Source organism: Leucobacter alluvii (assembly GCF_039530485.1).
Lineage (GTDB): Bacteria > Actinomycetota > Actinomycetes > Actinomycetales > Microbacteriaceae > Leucobacter > Leucobacter alluvii.
The window spans coordinates 152,044-167,899 of record NZ_BAAAOP010000005.1 but is presented as its reverse complement, the minus strand read 5'-3'; the positions used below and the strand labels follow the sequence as shown (position 1 = coordinate 167,899).

15 protein-coding genes are annotated in these 15,856 nt (G+C 68.5%); 7 read left to right on the top strand and 8 right to left on the bottom strand.

Features of this window, described 5'->3' with window-relative positions; all coding sequences use genetic code 11:
- Positions 1–27: 27 nt before the first annotated feature.
- The 3 genes from ABFX18_RS05330 to ABFX18_RS05320 are packed head-to-tail and all read left to right on the top strand — an operon-like array spanning position 28 to position 3,045.
- Positions 28–1,302: a magnesium transporter MgtE N-terminal domain-containing protein gene (locus ABFX18_RS05330; RefSeq protein ID WP_200329402.1), complete on the top strand. Its 1,275-nt coding sequence runs from the start codon at positions 28–30 to the stop codon at positions 1,300–1,302.
- Positions 1,299–1,889: a DUF1003 domain-containing protein gene (locus tag ABFX18_RS05325; protein ID WP_346057643.1), complete on the top strand. Its 591-nt coding sequence runs from the start codon at positions 1,299–1,301 to the stop codon at positions 1,887–1,889. Before ABFX18_RS05330 ends, ABFX18_RS05325 begins: the two co-directional genes overlap by 4 nt.
- Entirely contained in the window at positions 1,882–3,045 is a 1,164-nt protein-coding gene (locus ABFX18_RS05320) for an Mrp/NBP35 family ATP-binding protein (protein ID WP_336661520.1), read from the top strand. The genes ABFX18_RS05325 and ABFX18_RS05320 overlap by 8 nt, the downstream gene beginning before the upstream one ends.
- Here the strand turns inward: ABFX18_RS05320 and ABFX18_RS05315 are convergent.
- Both ABFX18_RS05315 and ABFX18_RS05310 read right to left on the bottom strand, forming a co-directional pair.
- On the bottom strand, positions 3,032–4,855 hold the full coding sequence (locus ABFX18_RS05315) for a putative bifunctional diguanylate cyclase/phosphodiesterase (protein ID WP_346057642.1): 1,824 nt from the start codon (positions 4,853–4,855) through the stop codon (positions 3,032–3,034). The genes ABFX18_RS05320 and ABFX18_RS05315 overlap by 14 nt on opposite strands.
- Before the next feature lie 16 nt (positions 4,856–4,871).
- Positions 4,872–5,246 (bottom strand): twin-arginine translocase TatA/TatE family subunit, encoded by a 375-nt coding sequence (locus tag ABFX18_RS05310; protein ID WP_090147998.1) that lies wholly within the window; start codon positions 5,244–5,246, stop codon positions 4,872–4,874.
- Between the two features lie 186 nt (positions 5,247–5,432).
- Between ABFX18_RS05310 and ABFX18_RS05305 the strand changes: the two genes are divergently transcribed.
- Entirely contained in the window at positions 5,433–6,098 is a 666-nt protein-coding gene (locus tag ABFX18_RS05305; protein WP_346057641.1) for an O-methyltransferase, read from the top strand.
- Positions 6,099–6,148: 50 nt separating this feature from the next.
- On the opposite strand, the gene ABFX18_RS05300 is transcribed toward ABFX18_RS05305, so the two are convergent.
- Positions 6,149–6,319: a DUF3117 domain-containing protein gene (locus ABFX18_RS05300; protein ID WP_090147993.1), complete on the bottom strand. Its 171-nt coding sequence runs from the start codon at positions 6,317–6,319 to the stop codon at positions 6,149–6,151.
- Between the two features lie 89 nt (positions 6,320–6,408).
- Complete coding sequence (gene dapE, locus ABFX18_RS05295) at positions 6,409–7,554, bottom strand: succinyl-diaminopimelate desuccinylase (protein ID WP_428833648.1); 1,146 nt, start codon at positions 7,552–7,554, stop codon at positions 6,409–6,411.
- Between the two features lie 60 nt (positions 7,555–7,614).
- On the opposite strand from dapE, the gene dapD reads away from it, so the two are divergent.
- From dapD to ABFX18_RS05280, 3 genes are all read left to right on the top strand, one after another.
- Positions 7,615–8,571 carry a 2,3,4,5-tetrahydropyridine-2,6-dicarboxylate N-succinyltransferase gene (gene dapD, locus ABFX18_RS05290; RefSeq protein WP_346057640.1) on the top strand — a complete coding sequence of 319 codons (957 nt, stop codon included), beginning with the start codon at positions 7,615–7,617 and terminating at the stop codon, positions 8,569–8,571.
- Between the two features lie 219 nt (positions 8,572–8,790).
- Positions 8,791–10,029, top strand: coding sequence for an MFS transporter (locus tag ABFX18_RS05285; RefSeq protein ID WP_346057639.1), 1,239 nt, complete (start codon positions 8,791–8,793; stop codon positions 10,027–10,029).
- Between the two features lie 69 nt (positions 10,030–10,098).
- Positions 10,099–10,851 (top strand): IclR family transcriptional regulator, encoded by a 753-nt coding sequence (locus ABFX18_RS05280; RefSeq protein WP_211648011.1) that lies wholly within the window; start codon positions 10,099–10,101, stop codon positions 10,849–10,851.
- A gap of 11 nt (positions 10,852–10,862) precedes the next feature.
- Here ABFX18_RS05280 and ABFX18_RS05275 read toward each other — a convergent pair whose 3' ends face one another.
- The 4 genes from ABFX18_RS05275 to dapC all read right to left on the bottom strand — a co-directional run bounded on the left by ABFX18_RS05275 (position 10,863) and on the right by dapC (position 15,853).
- Positions 10,863–12,488 carry a transporter gene (locus tag ABFX18_RS05275; protein WP_346057638.1) on the bottom strand — a complete coding sequence of 542 codons (1,626 nt, stop codon included), beginning with the start codon at positions 12,486–12,488 and terminating at the stop codon, positions 10,863–10,865.
- The gene (locus tag ABFX18_RS05270; RefSeq protein ID WP_211648007.1) at positions 12,470–13,240 is read right to left on the bottom strand and encodes an ABC transporter ATP-binding protein; all 771 of its coding nucleotides are present in this window, start codon (positions 13,238–13,240) and stop codon (positions 12,470–12,472) included. Before ABFX18_RS05270 ends, ABFX18_RS05275 begins: the two co-directional genes overlap by 19 nt.
- Before the next feature lie 43 nt (positions 13,241–13,283).
- Positions 13,284–14,576, bottom strand: a complete 1,293-nt coding sequence (locus ABFX18_RS05265; RefSeq protein ID WP_200329417.1) for a citrate synthase — start codon at positions 14,574–14,576, stop codon at positions 13,284–13,286.
- A 161-nt stretch (positions 14,577–14,737) separates the two neighbouring features.
- Positions 14,738–15,853 carry a succinyldiaminopimelate transaminase gene (gene dapC / locus ABFX18_RS05260; RefSeq protein ID WP_346057637.1) on the bottom strand — a complete coding sequence of 372 codons (1,116 nt, stop codon included), beginning with the start codon at positions 15,851–15,853 and terminating at the stop codon, positions 14,738–14,740.
- Positions 15,854–15,856 lie beyond the last annotated feature (3 nt).

The window sequence follows — 15,856 nt, the reverse complement described above, 5'->3', positions numbered from 1 at the left end:
CACGTCGCTGAGCGGTACCGTAGTGGGGTGAGTACTTCGAGGATCTTCGTCGGTCGGCTCGCCGGTCGCGGCGTGTTCGATCCGGTCGGCGACCGCATCGGCAAAGTGCGCGACGTACTGATCGTCTTCCGGGCGACCAGCGCCCCGCGCGTCGTCGGCCTCATCGTCGAGATTCCCGGGAAGCGCCGCGTGTTCGTGCCGATCGGCCGCGTCACGTCGATCGGTTCCGGTCAGGTCATCACCACCGGGCTCATCAACGTGCGCCGATTCGAGCAGCGCGGGGGCGAGACCCGCATGATCGCGGAACTCATCGGGCGCGATGTGCAGTTGGCCCAGACGAACGCGGGTCCCACGACGACCGCGCGGATCGAAGACGCCGCGATCGAGCGGAGCCGCACGGGCGAGTGGCTCGTCACGGAAGTGTTCGTGCGCCTGCCGAAGCCCGCGGCCCCGTTCAGCCGAGGCGACGCCCGCATCGTGCGCTGGGGCGAGCTGCGACTTCCGAGTTCTGCCGAGGGCACGCGCACCGCCGAGCTGCTCATCCAGACACTGGTCGATCTGAAACCGGCCGACCTCGCGGAGGCGCTGCTCGAACTGCCTCAGCCGCGCATGATCGAGGTGATCGAGGAGCTGCCCGACGAGCGCGTCGCCGACGCGCTCGAAGAGATGAGCGAACAGGATCAGCTCGCCCTGCTCGCGCAACTGCCCTCGGGCCGCACCGCCGATGTTCTCGACCGCATGGAGGCGGACGACGCCGCCGACCTCATCTCAGCGCTGCCGGCCGCGCAGGGCGCCGAGCTGCTCGACCTCATGGAGCCGGAGGAAGCCGAAGACGTGCGTCGACTGCTCGAGTACGATGCGGACACGGCAGGCGGGCTGATGAGCCCTGCGCCGATCGTGCTGGCCGGGGAGTCGAGCGTTGCCGAGGGTCTCGCGATGATCCGCAGGGCGGAGATCTCTCCGGCGATGGCGTCTGCGGTGTACGTGACGCACCCGCCCTACGAGACGCCGACCGGCGAGTACATCGGCCTCGCGCACTTCCAGCGCATGCTGCGGTTCCCGCCGCACGAGCGCATGGCTTCGCTGCTGGACGCCGAGATCGAGCCGGTGACGGTGCACGCGAGCGCGGCCGAAGTATCCCGCCGCCTCGCCAGCTACAATCTAGTCGCGCTGCCCGTGGTCGACGATCAGAACCGGCTCGTCGGAGTCGTGACCGTCGATGACGTGCTCGATCATCTGCTGCCCGACGATTGGCGGCACGCCGATGACGACGCCCCGGTCAGCACCGGAGCCGCCGGATGAGCGCGTTCAAGCGGGGCGGCGGACTCGACGCCCCGCGTGCTGCGAGCGCGCGGGTCTCGGCGCGCGGTGAGGGCCGCTCGGGCAACAGCGAGCGCTTCGGCCGGTGGACCGAGAGCATTGCGCGCGGCATGGGTACCCCGTGGTTCCTCTTCGCACTTACCATCGTCTGCGTCGCCTGGCTGCTGTGGAACACCTACGGGCCCGAGTCCTTCCGTTTCGATTCTGCGGCGCTCGGTTTCACGGCGCTCACGCTGATTCTCTCCCTGCAGGCCTCGTACGCGGCGCCGCTGCTCCTGCTCGCGCAGAATCGCCAGGATGACCGCGACCGTGTGCAGATCGAGCAGGATCGCCAGCGCGCCGAGCGCAATCTCGCCGACACGGAGTTCCTCGCGCGCGAGGTCGTCGCTCTGCGTCTCGCGCTCAAAGATCTTCCCGACCGCGACTTCCTGCGTGCAGAACTCCGGTCATTGCTCGCCGAGCTCGCCGACGACGAGGCATCGAGCGACGAACCGCGAGATCGCGGCACGAGGAGTCGCGCTCGGCGCGACTCCTCGCCGGAGCGGTCTGCGAGCTCGCAGGATGACTGAACGGCCCGCCGCCGGAACGGCGCGGGCCGTCTGGGATGCGCTCGATCGCGTCAAGGACCCCGAGATCCTCCGCCCGATCACGGAGCTCGGCATGGTGCGCGACGTGACGGTCGATGCGGCCGGGGGCGCCGAGGTCTCGATCCTGCTCACCATCGCAGGGTGCCCGGCGGCTCGGCGCATCGAGGCGGATGTGCGAGCGGCGACGGAGGCGGCGCCGGGAGTCACGGCGGCGGAAGTCATCGTCGGCGTGATGTCGACGCGGGAGCGCCAGGCGTTCATCGAACGCGTACGGGGGGATCGCGGTGCCCGGCCGCAGCAGTTCGGCCCGGACTCGCTCACCCGCGTCATCGCCGTGACGAGCGGCAAGGGCGGCGTGGGCAAGTCGTCGTTGACGACGGGGCTCGCCGTCGCGCTCGCCCAGCACGGCTTGGCGGTCGGACTCGTCGATGCCGACGTGTTCGGGTTCTCCATTCCCGGGTTGCTCGGACTGAGCCGCGACGGGCGCACCGAGCAGCCAACGCGGGTCGGCGAGATGATCCTGCCACCCGTCGCGCACGGTGTGAAGGTGATCTCCATCGGCATGTTTCTCGGTGACGCCGATCCGAGAAGCACGGCCGTATCCTGGCGGGGGCCGATGCTGCACCGCACGATCGAGCAGTTCCTGCGCGATGTGTGGTTCGGCGACCTCGACGTCCTGCTCCTCGATCTGCCGCCCGGTACGGGCGACATCGCGATCAGCATCGGCCAGCTGCTGCCGCAGGCCGAGGTGCTGGTCGTCACCACTCCTCAGGAAGCGGCGGCGGATGTCGCCGTTCGCAGTGCGCTCGTAGCCCGGCAGACCGGTCAGAAGGTCATCGGCGTCATCGAGAACATGGCAGGGTTCACCCAGCCGGACGGGAGCGTGCTCGACCTGTTCGGGGCGGGCGGGGGCCGGCTGGTCGCCGAACGACTGAGCGACCCGGAGCACGGCACCGTTCCGCTCCTCGGAAGCGTGCCGCTGAGCCCCGTCTTCCGCGAGGGCGGCGATGCGGGGGCGCCGACCGTTCTCACCGACCAGGCGGACCCGGCCGCGGCCGAGGTGATCCGTATCGCCGCGGAGCTCGCCCGCAGCGGGCGCGGCCTCGCCGGGCGCTCTCTCGGTATCAGCCCGCGGTAGCCGGCGCCTCGATGGGCTCGGGCCCGCCGAAGAGGTAGCCCTGGAACGCGTCCACGCCGAGGGCGTGCAGGAGGGCGAACTGCTCCTCCGTCTCAACACCCTCGCCGACGACCTGCAGGCCGAATATCCGGGCGAGGCGCACGATCGTCTCCGCGATCGCGGCCGTGCGATCGTCTTCGACGATCGACGAGACGAACGACCGGTCGATCTTCAACTGCTGCACCGGGAGCCGACGCAGATAGTTGAGCGAGGAATAGCCCGTGCCGAAGTCGTCGAGCGAGGCGTGCACGCCGTTGGCGCGGAGGTGCTCGAGCAGCGAGATCGTGCGAGCGAGGTCGCTGTGGAGCACGCTCTCAGTGAGCTCGAACTTGAGGCGGCCGCGTGCGATGCCGTATCGCGAGATCACCTCGCGCACGCGATCCTCGAATCCGCCGGCGTGCAGCTGGCGCTCGCTGAGATTCACGGCGAGAGTCAGCTCGTCGGTCGCCTCCGACGCGGCCCAGTGCGCGAGCACCTGGCATGCGCGTTCGAGCGCCCAGTCCCCGATCTGCGTGATCAGGCCCGTCTGCTCGGCGATCGGGATGAACTCATCGGGTGGGATCAATCCGAGGGAGCTGTGCTGCCACCGAATCAGCGCTTCCTTGCCGATCACGCGGCGCTTCCGATCGACGATCGACTGCGCGTAGAGGCGGAGTTCGCCGCGTTCCACGCCCGCTCGCAGTTCGGAGACGAGCACCATGCGGTCGTGCACCTCGTCGAGCATCCGCTGCTCGAATCGCTGCGCGCGCCGTTGCCCGCTCATCCGCTTCGCCCGCTTCCGCGCGATCTCGGAGCATTTCATCACTTCATTGGCATCGTCCGACGCGATGAACGCGTCGGCCCCGCGCTCTGCGTCGACGCGAGCCGGGTCGCCACGGGCGCCGGGCGATGTCCAGAGCACGTGCCCCGCGCTGACCCCGGCGCCGATGACGATGCCGGAGAACGTCTCACTGGCTGCCGAGAGCGCTTCGAACATGCGCCCGATGGTGGTCTGCACGACGTCTTCGGCGGCGCCGAGCTCGACGCCCAGATCCTGCAGCAGCACTCCGTAGGTATGGGAGCCGATTCGGCCGACGCGGGTGACGCCGTCGGCCAGACCCTTCAGCCGCAGCCCGGCGTCGAGGAGCAGGCGGTCCCCCGCTTCGAACCCGAACGCATCATTCACCGATGGGAGTTGGTCGAGGCTCACGGTCACCAAGGCAGAGAACTCATCGCTCGGCGTCCGACTCGACGTGATGCGCTCGATCGCGCGGAGCATGGCCGCCCGATTCTCGAGCCCGGTCACCGGATCCACGTAGGCGAGACGTCGCACGGCGGCTTCGGCGTCCCGCCGCCGCTTCGCCTCCGTGCGCAGAGCCACGTAGCTGACCGGCAGGTCGCCGTCTCCCATGAGGGGGATGATGGTCGTATTGAGCCAGTACTTGGACCCGTCGCGAGCGCGGTTGCAGATCTCACCCTGCCAGATGCGGCCTTCGGAGATCGTGCTCCAGAGGTCGGCGAAGAAGGCGGCCGGATGGTGCCCGGAGTTCACGACGCGGTGCGTGCGTCCGACCAGCTCGTCGCGCCGAAACTGCGAGAGCTCGCAGAAGCGGTCGTTGACGTGCGTGATGCGGCCCGTGGCATCCGTCACGGCGACGATCGACCGCTCGTTCAGCGCGATCAGGATCTTGTCGGTGTCGTGCTGCGGACGCGCGACCCGCTCATGCGTGCTGCGCTGTTCATTCGAGATCCCCCCGACGGCACCATTGCCGTCGATCTCGTTCGCGGTCACCCGATGTTCCCGTCCATCACGTCGCTTCTTCGTCGAAATGCAGCACTCCTGCGGCGCCGCTCCCCGAGTCCGGCCTGATTCCGCGTCGGGCTTCAGCGTCGGCCATGTTCGACCGTCGAGCCGCGTCCCTGGCCTCGCGCTCGTCTTCGAGCAGCGCATCCCTGATGATGCGGCGCGGGTCGTACTGGCGGGGATCGAGCTGACGCCAGTCGACATCGTCGAACTCAGGACCCATCTCGTCGCGCAAGCGATCTTTCGCGCCGTCCGCCATGCGTTTCACATTGCGCACCAGTTCGCCGAGCTTCTGCGCATAGATCGGGAGTCGCTGCGGGCCCAGCACGAACATGGCGATCACGAGGATCACCAGAATCTTGTCGATCGTCAGGCCCACAACCGCTATCGTAGCGGTCACCACTGATCGCCGAGCCGAATTCTGAGCGGCGTCTCGCGCCCGCTTTCCCACTGACCCGCGTGTGCTGCGAGAGGGATCGCACGGCGGCCCTACGCTGGTGATTCAGGATCGCTCCGCCTCGCCGTCATGCCGGCACGCCGGGGCGGAGCATCACCGGAGGAAATCGTGAGCAAGCTCGAACGCAACTGGCAGTACGCCGAGCAGTACCCCGGCGAGACGGAGGCGCTCGTCCGCGCCCGCCGCCTGTCCCTCGAGCTGGGCATCGAACCGGTGAGCCGCTCCGTCGGCGCGCAGCTCTCCGGATCGACCGTGCTCGCCCGCGCGCAGGCCATCTGCGAGGTCGGCACGGGGGTCGGCGTCAGCGGACTCTCTCTGCTCCGGTACGCCTCGGAAGCGACGCTCACCTCGATCGAGATCGAAGCCGAGCACCTGCGGGAAGCCCGCGGGGTGTTCTCCGATGCGGGGATCGCCGCTGCCCGTCTGCGCCTCATCGAGGGTGACGCTCGGCACGTGATGCCGCGTATGAATCTGGCGGCGTACGACCTCGTGCTCATCGACGCAGAGCCGGCCCAGCTACTGGAGCACTTCGAGAACGCACTCGGAATCGTGCGGCCCGGCGGATGCATCATCGTTCCAGGCGCGTTCGCGCACGGCCGAGTTCCGGATCCCGCTGCGCGGGACGAGGACGTTCAGGCGATGCGGGACCTCCTCGCGCTCGTCGCCGAGTCCCCTGCGATCGCTCCGATCCTGTCGCCGGCGGGCGACGGCCTCCTCACCCTCGTGCGTCTCGACGGCGACGCCCCCGGCACGCCGAACCCCCCGCGGCGGTAGCCGCAGGGGGTTCGATCCGGTCCCGCTGAACGGGAAGCGAGAACGGCGCCTTAGCCGTCGAGCACGCCGGCGAGCACATCGCGCAGCTGTGCGGCTTCCTGATCGTTCACAGACACCACCAGACGCCCGCCGCCCTCGAGCGGTACACGAACCACGATCAAGCGGCTTTCACGCACCGCTTCCATGGGTCCGTCCCCGGTCCTCGGTTTCATTGCAGCCATGACGCCTCCTTGCAGGTTTGATGCACGGATTCCATTTTATCGGTTTCCGTCCAGGCAGGGCTAATTTCCGCCCCGCGTCGCGATACAGTTCAGCGCGAAATGTCGTGCATCAACCATTCGCGAAGCGCAGCGGCAGTCGATTCGATCTGCGCGACCGGCACCCGCTCATCGTCCGCGTGCGCGAGCAGCGGATCGCCCGGTCCGAAGTTCACCGCGGGGATGCCGAGCGCCGAGAATCTCGAGACATCGGTCCACCCGAATTTCGCGTTCGGCGCCTCGCCGACCGCGGCCACGAAGCGCTGTGCGAGTGGTGCGTCGAGACCCGGGCGCGCGCCGGGCGCGAGATCGACGATCTCGACACGATCGGCATCGGCGAAGAACTCGCGCACGTAGTCCGCGGCCTCTGCACCGCTCCGGCTCGGCGCGAAGCGGTAGTTCACCTCGAAGGAGCACTCGTCCGGGATCACATTCCCCGCGACCCCGCCATTGATGCGGACGGCGTTCAGCCCCTCGCGGTACTCGAGCCCGTCGACCACGATCCGTTCCGGCTCGAACGCGGAGAGACGTTCGAGCAGCGCGCCGACCCGGTGAATGGCGTTCACCCCCATCCAGCTGCGAGCGGAGTGCGCGCGCTTGCCGTGCACGCTCACTCGAGCTCGGAGCGTTCCGTTGCATCCCCCCTCGATGGTCCCATTCGATGGTTCGCCCAGAATCGCGAAGTCGGCCTCGAAGAGCCCTGGATGATTGCGCATGGCGCGACCGAGACCGCTCAGATCAGAGGCGACCTCCTCGTGGTCGTACCAGATCCACGTCAGGTCGACCGACGGCTCGACGAGCTCGACCGCGAGCGCGAGTTGCACCGCGACACCGGCTTTCATGTCAACGGTGCCGCGCCCCCAGATCATCGGCTCCCCCGACGCGTCGTCGACTTCGTCCCGCACCGGCAGGTTGTCATTGATGGGGACGGTGTCGAGGTGGCCGGCGATCGCAACGCGACGCTCGCGGCCGAGCTCGGTTCGGGCGACCAGCGTATCGCCGTCGCGCGTCACGGTGAGATGGGGGGCGTGCGACCTGAGTGCCGCTTCAACGGCGTCGGCGATCTCGCGCTCGTCGCCCGAGACCGACGGAATGTTGCAGAGCTGCCGCGTGAGCTCCACAGGACCGAGCGTCGGATCGAGTACGGGGTCGAGGGCGATGGGGGGCGTCGAGTTCGAATCACTGCTCACCCGAACCAGCCTATTGCCTCTCCGGGCGTCCGTGCCCGCGCACCCGATCACGACGATACGATGGAACCCATGACTGCTTCTCGCTCCGCCTGGGCCGCCGGCATCGCCACGATCGCCGCCGACGGCACCGTTCTCGACGCCTGGTTCCCGTCACCCGCGCTCGGCGCGCGCCCCGACGACCGCGAACCGTGGATCGCCCCCGCCGAGCTCGCCGGGCTCACGGGAACCGACGAGTTGCGCGGTGTCGAACTGCGTTTCGTGGACGTGGAGATCGATCTCGACGCCGCTCCTGCATCGACGGAGGACGCCTACCTCAGGCTCCACGTCCTCTCTCACTGCCTCGTGCGCCCCAATGCACTCAACCTCGACGGCATCTTCGGGCGGCTCCCCAATATCGCCTGGACCACCGCCGGACCGATGCTTCCCGAGCATTACGCCGCCCGGCTGCCGCAGCTCAAGCGCGCCGGCATCACTGCGGTGGGAGTCGATAAGTTTCCGAGGCTCACCGACTACGTCGTGCCGACGGGCGTGCGCATCGCCGATGCCTCCCGAGTACGCCTCGGCGCCCACCTCGCGCCGGGAACGACGGTGATGCACGAGGGGTTCGTCAACTTCAACGCCGGCACGCTCGGGGCATCCATGGTCGAGGGCCGCATCTCGCAGGGCGTGGTCGTCGGCGACGGCTCGGATATCGGTGGCGGTGCATCCATCATGGGCACGCTCTCGGGCGGCGGCACTGAGCGCATCTCCGTCGGCGAGCGCGCCCTCCTGGGCGCCAACTCCGGTATCGGCATCTCCGTCGGCGATGACAGCGTCGTCGAAGCCGGCCTCTACGTCACGGCTGGCACGAAGGTCGTGCTGCCCCACGGCACCGCCCAGTCGCCCGGCACCGCAGTCGAGGTGAAGGCGATCGAGCTCTCCGGGATCCCGAAGCTGCTCTTCCGTCGCAATTCGCGCACGGGCGCCGTGGAGGCGCTGCCCCGGGCAGGCGCTGGCATCGAGCTCAATCAGGCTCTGCACGCCTAACCGGAACGGCGCATCACGGCCGCGCTCCTCCGCATCGGAGGGGCGCGGCCGTTGCGCTGCGCTCGGAGACATCGGCGATCGCGACGCGTCGGAGTCGCCCGTTCAATGGGAAGTTCTGGACGAGGCAGTCATGGCCGCGCAACACTGAATCGGTGTGATCCATGTCGCAGGGGGCTGCGTTTATCGCTGTAGTCACCTCACCACACAATGGAGTGCACCTTGAGTACGTCAACCCGCAGATGGGTCATCGGCCTGTGCTGGCTCACCGTCATGTTCGACGGCTTCGACATCGTGGCTCTCGGCGCCACGATCCCGATCATGACCAGCGAGAGTCATGGTCACCTCGGCGTGACGGTCGCCGACATGACCTTCGTCTCCACGATCTCCCTCGTCGGCGTCGGCATAGGAGCCGTGATCATCGGCACCATCTCCGACCGCTTCGGGCGACGCTCGGCGTTGATGGCCTGCATCTTCGTGTTCTCCATCTTCACGCTGGTCTTCCCGGTGATGCCGAACGTCGCATGCATGGGCCTCGCTCGACTGATCGCGGGTGTCGGACTCGGCGGCTGCATGCCGATCGCCCTCACGATGATGCAGGAATCGGCTCCCGACGGCCGGCGTGCCGGAGCCTCGACGTTCATGATGACCGGGTACCACGTCGGCGCAGTGCTCGCCTCCTTGGCGGCATTCTGGGCGCATGAGCACTGGAGCAGGCTCTTCATCTTCGGAGGTCTCCTCGGGCTGGCGACACTGCCGGTCATGTGGTTCAAGCTCCCGGAGACGCACGCGCCGGTGGAGCACGACGCCGGAACGCACGAGCGGGTGTACGGAATCCGCGATCTGTTCACCGAGCGGCGCGCACGCGCCACGGTGGCACTGTGGATCGCCGCCTTCATGGGTCTGCTGCTGGTCTACGGGCTGAACACCTGGATGCCGAAGATCATGGAACTCGCCGGCTACCCGCTCTCGAGTTCGCTCATCATGCTCCTCGTCCTCAACGTGGGCGCCGTGATGGGTCTGCTCATCGGCGGGCGAATCGGCGACGCGCTCGGGATCAAGGGAACGACGCTCGCCTGGTTCGCGGCGGCGGCCGCATTGCTCGCACTGCTCAGCGTGCAGATGTCGAACGTCGTCGCCCTGAATCTCGTGATCCTCGTGACCGGTGTCTTCGTCTTCTGCGCGCAAGTACTCGTCTACGCGTTCGTCGGGTACATCTACCCCCGAGCGCTCCTCGCGACCGGCATGGGCTTCACCGCGGGCGTGGGGCGGCTCGGTGCGATCGCGGGTCCGTGGATCACCGGCGCGCTGGTTTCAGCAGGACTCGCGTACCCAGGGGGATTCTACTTCTTCGCCGGCGTTGCGATCTTGGGGATGCTGGCGGTGGTGGTGATCCCGAGACCGGCACCGCGCCCGGCGGCCGACCGTCGCTCTCGATCGCTCGCAGCGGCGGAGGTCTGAGCGACGTGGAACGCCCCTGCGCTTCGGGTGGAACCCCGCGCACCGCAGCACCGGAGGGAGGCCGACGCCGTGGCGAACTCGGCGAGCGGTGAGTCGATGATCACGCGGATCGTGCGGGTCATCGAGACGTTCTCGGAGGATCGCACCTCGCAGACGGTCAGCGATATCGGACGACGCGCAGGGCTACCACCCTCGACCGCGCACCGACTGGTCGGCGAACTCGTCGCGAACGGCATGCTCGAACGGGATGACGAGCATCGAGTCCGGCTGGGGCTGCGCCTCTGGGAACTGGCGCTTCGCGGCTCCACCGCGCACCGGCTCCGCGAGGTCGCCCTCCCGCACATGGAGCGGGTGCAGTCGGCGATTCGGGAACACACCCAGCTCGCCGTGCTCGAGCGAGACGAGGCGCTGTGCCTCGAAAAGCTCTCACACCCGCGTGCTGGCGCGAACATCGCGCGCGTCGCAGGCCGGCTGCCCTTGCACGCCTCGTCGTCCGGACTCGTGCTCTTGGCGCACGCCGACCCGCGGCTGCGCGAGCGCCTGCTCGCAGCCCCGCTGCGCCGGGTCGGACCCGAGACGATCACCGACCCGGCGCACCTTCGACGCACCCTGATCGAGATCCGCCGCTTCGGGCGGGCGATCGCACCGGGGTCGATCGAGGAAGTCTCCACCGGCGTGGCCGTGCCGCTCCGCCGCGCCGGTGCTGTCGTCGCAGCGCTGTCCGTCGTCCTTCCGCGTGAGCACCCTCCCGAAGCCGCGCTCGAAGTGCTCGTGCGCGCCGCCCGCGGCATCGAAGGCGATCTGCGATCAGAACGCCGCTGATGCGATGTTTCTCACCCCTGCGACTTCACTCGGGCGAACAGGTCGGCGGCCTTGCGATCGAATATCGCCGCACCCCATCGCACACCGCCCCAGCAGGCCGCGATGCCCGTCACCACGCCGACGGCGAGTGTCACCCACGCCCAGAGCGGTCGCCCCGTCACTCCAGCGGCGATCGTGCAGGCGATCGTCGGCAGCGCGAGTACCGTCAATGCGCCGTACGAACCCGCCATGCCGACCAGGCTCAGCATCCCGGCGCCCGGCTTCGAGGCGAAGGGGTTCTCACCCGCCTGCGGCACCGGCATCACGAAGACGGCGGATGCGACGCTCGCGACACCGAAGCCGCCGAGCGTGATCACGGCGGTCAACCCGGCGAGCGTGAGCAGCTGATCGAATCGGCCGACGAGTGCTGTGGTGACGACCGCGACGACCGCGATGAGCGGCACGGCTACGATCGCGTTGGCCCATACCCGGCCCAGCCGATCGTCGATCCCTCGCACTCCGCGCAGCACGTGCACGCTGAAGGCGGTGCCGTCATAGGAGATGTCCGTGAAGGTGCTGAGGGCGAGCAGCGCCGCGACGAGCACCGTGGAGCCCGGGAGCATGATCGGGAGGCTCGTCGAAGCCGCCATGAACCCGAAGACGATCGGCATGACGAGCACCACGATCAGGCTCTGCAGGTAGCGCGGATCGCGCAGCCAGTATGTGAGCGCGCGAGCAGCGACGGCACCGCGCGGGGAGGCCGGGAAGCGCCCGAGCCACCCCAGGCCCGACCGTGCGCTCGTGTGCGAGCCGCCCGCGACCGAGCCGAGGTTCGCGCGGTACAGTCCGGCCCAGGCGAAGCACAGGGCGACCGGCGTCGCGAGCGCGATGACCAGCTTCATGATCGCCGCCGGGAACGCGCCGGCCGCGATCTCCGCTGGCACCGCCCAGACGGCTCCGAGCGGCGACCACGAGAGCGCATCGGCGATCACCGGCAGGCGGTCGGCGATCGCCGCGACACCCTGGCTCGCGACTGAGAGCAGCGGCCCGACCGGCACGAGCAGCAGGAGCACCAGCGCACCGATGATCTCTCGAAAGCGTCGATGCCCGGCCGCCCGCGAGAACGCGGTCACCGTGAACTGACATGCGAGCACACAGGTCGCCGCGGCGACCGGAGCGAGCACGACAGCCGCGATCATCGCACCGGGCGAGCGGAACCAGGCGATCGCGGTGCCCGCGGAGAGGAGCAGAGTGACGATCCCGGGGATGCCCAGCAGGCTCGCGACCGCGATTCCCGTCAGCTGCACCGCGGGAGGCATCGGCATCGAGGCGAGGCGCGCGGGATCGAGGGTGCGGTCCATGCCCGTGGAGAGTATCGGTGCGAGCGCCCACCCCAGGATGAGACCGGCTCCGGCGAGGATGAGCACCGTTCTCGCGAGGTCCGCCGCTCCGATGGCAAGAGCGACGAGTCCGAAGAGCACGAGCCCGAGCACGCCGAGCCCGTAGAGGGCGCCGATGATCGCGCCGACCAGCTGCCAGGGGTGACGGCGCAACGTGTTCCACATGACGACGAAGCGCAGTCGTACGAGGGTGCGGATGCGGGCGGCGGCCCCGGTGCGTGCAGCGGCCGCCGCGGGGCTCAGGAGCGGCTCAGCCACGACGGGCCCTCCACGTGCGCGCGACCCCCGACGAGTTCCACGAAGCGCTCCTCCAAGGTCGAGGAACCGCGCACCTCGCTCACGCTGCCTGCGGCGAGCACGCGCCCGGCCGCGATCACCGCCACGTGGTCGCACATGCGCTCGACCAGGTCCATGGAGTGACTCGAGACGATCACCGTGCCGCCGCCTCGCACGAAGCTCTGCAGGATGTCGCGAATGTTGGCGGCCGAGACCGGATCCACCGATTCGAACGGCTCGTCGAGCACGAGCAGCCGCGGCGCGTGCACCAGCGCGCACGCGAGCGCGATCTTCTTCGTCATCCCGGCCGAGTAGTCGACGACGAGCGTCTGCGCGGCGGCGTTGAGGTCGAGCATCGCGAGGAGGTCCGCGCACCGCCGCGCGACGGTCTCCCGGTCGAGGCCGCCGAGCAGCCCGGTGTACGTGATGAGTTGCTCGCCCGTCAGACGATCGAACAGCTTCACTCCGTCGGCGAGCACGCCCACGAGCTGCTTGGCCTCGGTCGGGTGCTGCCACACATCGACGCCGGCGATGCGCACATGCCCGGCATCCGGCCGGAGCAGACCGGTTGCCATCGACAGCGTCGTCGTCTTGCCGGCGCCATTCGGTCCGACGAGGCCGAAGCACGATCCGGTCGGAACGTCGAGGGAGATCCCGTTGACGGCGATCTTCTCCCCGAAGCGCTTGGCGAGTTCGCGGATCTCAAGGGCGGGCACGGTCACGGTCGCTTCCATGCCTTCAGCCTATCGAAATGACGCGGCCCCACGGGGTCGCGGATTACCGATCGAGGTGGCGCTCCCCCGAGCCGACGTACAGCTGCTGGGGGCGACCGATCTTCGTCTGCCCGTCTTCGCGAGCCTCGCGCCACTGCGCGATCCAGCCGGGCAGACGTCCGATCGCGAACAGCACCGTGAACATGCGGGTGGGGAACCCCATCGCCTTGTAGATCACGCCGGTGTAGAAGTCGACGTTCGGGTAGAGCTTGCGCTCCTTGAAGTAGTCGTCTTCGAGCGCGATCTGCTCGAGCTCCTGCGCGAGGCCGAGCAGCGGGTCGTTCACGCCGAGCTCCTCGAGCACGCGGGCGGCGCTCTCCTTGACGATGCGCGCACGCGGATCGTAGTTCTTGTAGACCCGGTGCCCGAAGCCCATGAGCTTCACGCCGTCTTCCTTGTTCTTGACCTTCTCGACGAATGTCTCGACGCTCTGGCCCGAGTCCCGGATGCGGGCGAGCATGTCGAGCACGGCCTCGTTGGCTCCGCCGTGCAACGGGCCCGAAAGTGCGTTGATGCCCGCGGAGACGGAGGAGAACATATTCGCACCGGTCGAGCCGACGAGGCGCACCGTCGACGTCGACGCGTTCTGCTCGTGGTCGGCGTGGAGGATGAGCAGCTTGTCGAGTGCGTCGACGAGCACCGGGTTCATGTCGTACTTCTCGGCCTTGTTGCCGAAGTTGAGCCGCAAGAAGTTCTCGACGAAGTTGAGGTTGTTGTCGGGGTAGAGGAACGCCTGGCCGATCGACTTCTTGTGCGCGTAGGCGGCGAGCACGGGAAGCTTGGCGAGCAGCCGGATCGTATTCACCTCGACGAACTCCGGCACCGCCGTGTCGAGTGACGACTCGTAGTACGTCGACATCGTCTGCAGACCACCCGAGAGCACCGCCATCGGGTGCGCCGTGTGCGGCACGCCCTCGAAGTAGTACCGCATGTCTTCGTGCAGCAGGGTGTGCCGGCGGATCTCCTCATCGAACGCGCCCAGCTGATCGGCCGTGGGCAGCTCGCCGTAGATCAGGAGGTAGGAGACCTCGAGGAAGGTGGAGTGCCTCGCGAGCTCTTCGATCGGGTACCCGCGGTAGCGCAGAATCCCCTCTTCGCCGTCGATGTACGTGATCTTCGACTTCGTCGACGCCGTGTTCACGAACCCGTAATCGAGCGCCGTGTGCCCGCTCTGCTTGGTGAACGTGCTGACGTCGATCGCCGAGTGCCCATCGACCGCGTCGACGATCGGGAACTCGGCGGATCCGCCGGGGAAGGTCAGCTTGGCGGTGGCCGGGCCCTGCGTCGATTCGGTCACGTCGTCTCCTCGTGAGGTCTCAATGCTGGCGCTGCGTCGGGTATGACACGGCCATTCCTATCACCCTATCGGCTCGTAGGGGAACCGGGGGCTGCGGCACGGGGGTGCCGCACTCGGCTCAGAATATCTTGATGTGAAGCGAAATGTCGATTCGGACGACGTCATCCCGCGGTCGACGCCGAAGCGCGAATGCGCGCGGCGGCGGCGGCGATATCGGCGTCAGGGGCCGTCAGCGCCAACCGCACGTGCTGCGGCGACCGATCGCCGTAGAAGTGGCCAGGGCCGACGACGATGCCGAGTTCCGCGAACTGCGCGACGGCGTCCCAGGCGTCGGTCCCGCGCGTCGCCCACAAGTAGAGGCCCGCCTCGCTGCCGTCGATCGCGAAGCCGGCCGCTTCGAGTGCCGGACGCAGCATGTCACGCCGCTCTCGGTACCGCGCGCGCTGCTCCTCGACGTGCGACTCGTCGGCGAGAGCCGCGAGCATCGCTGCCTGCACGGGCGCCGGAAGCATCAGACCCGCATGCTTGCGCACGGTGAGCAATCGGGCGACGAGCTCCGAGTCACCCGCGAGGAATGCGGCGCGATACCCGGCGAGGTTCGACTGCTTGCTCAAGGAGTACACGCTCAGCACGCCCCGGTGGTCATTGCCGACGACGCGCGGATCGAGGATGGACGGGATCGGGCGCTGATCCCATGGCGCGTCCCACCCGAACTCGGCGTAGCACTCGTCTCCGGCGATCACCGCGCCCAGTTCGCGTGCCCGCTCCACCGCGGCACGCAGTGCATCGATGTCGAGCACACGGCCGTCGGGGTTCGACGGCGAGTTGATCCAGATCAGCTTCGTGTGCTCGGGCCAGGAGCCGGGATCATCGGAAGCGATCGCATCGGCGCCCACCAGCGCGGCACCCATTGCATAGCTCGGGTATGCGACGGACGGGAAGACGACCGCCTCGCCCGCGCCGATCCCGAGCAGGAACGGCAGCAGAGCGACGAGCTCCTTGGAACCCACCGTCGGCAGCACCGCATCGGCATCGACGGCCACCCCGCGCCTCCGCCCGAACCACTCCGCGATCGCCTCGCGCAGTGCGGACGAGCCGGCGGTCGCCGGATACGCGTGAGCGTCGGTCGCGGAGGCGAGCGCCTCGCGCACGGCGCGCGGCGTCGGATCGACCGGAGAGCCGATCGAGAGATTCAACGCCCCCTCGGGGTGCTCAGCGGCCCGCGCAGCGTACGGCTGCATCGCATCCCACGGGTACTCGGGCAGTGCCTGACGCATATC

Bases quoted from the DNA above. Each gene is read 5' to 3' on its own strand.
- ABFX18_RS05325 (WP_346057643.1), top strand. From the start codon at position 1,299: ATGAGCGCGTTCAAGCGGGGCGGCGGACTCGACGCCCCGCGTGCTGCG.
- ABFX18_RS05320 (WP_336661520.1), top strand. From the start codon at position 1,882: ATGACTGAACGGCCCGCCGCCGGAACGGCGCGGGCCGTCTGGGATGCG.
- ABFX18_RS05300 (WP_090147993.1), bottom strand. From the start codon at position 6,319: ATGGCTGCAATGAAACCGAGGACCGGGGACGGACCCATGGAAGCGGTG.
- dapD (WP_346057640.1), top strand. From the start codon at position 7,615: ATGACTGCTTCTCGCTCCGCCTGGGCCGCCGGCATCGCCACGATCGCC.
- ABFX18_RS05270 (WP_211648007.1), bottom strand. From the start codon at position 13,240: ATGGAAGCGACCGTGACCGTGCCCGCCCTTGAGATCCGCGAACTCGCC.
- dapC (WP_346057637.1), bottom strand. From the start codon at position 15,853: ATGCGTCAGGCACTGCCCGAGTACCCGTGGGATGCGATGCAGCCGTAC.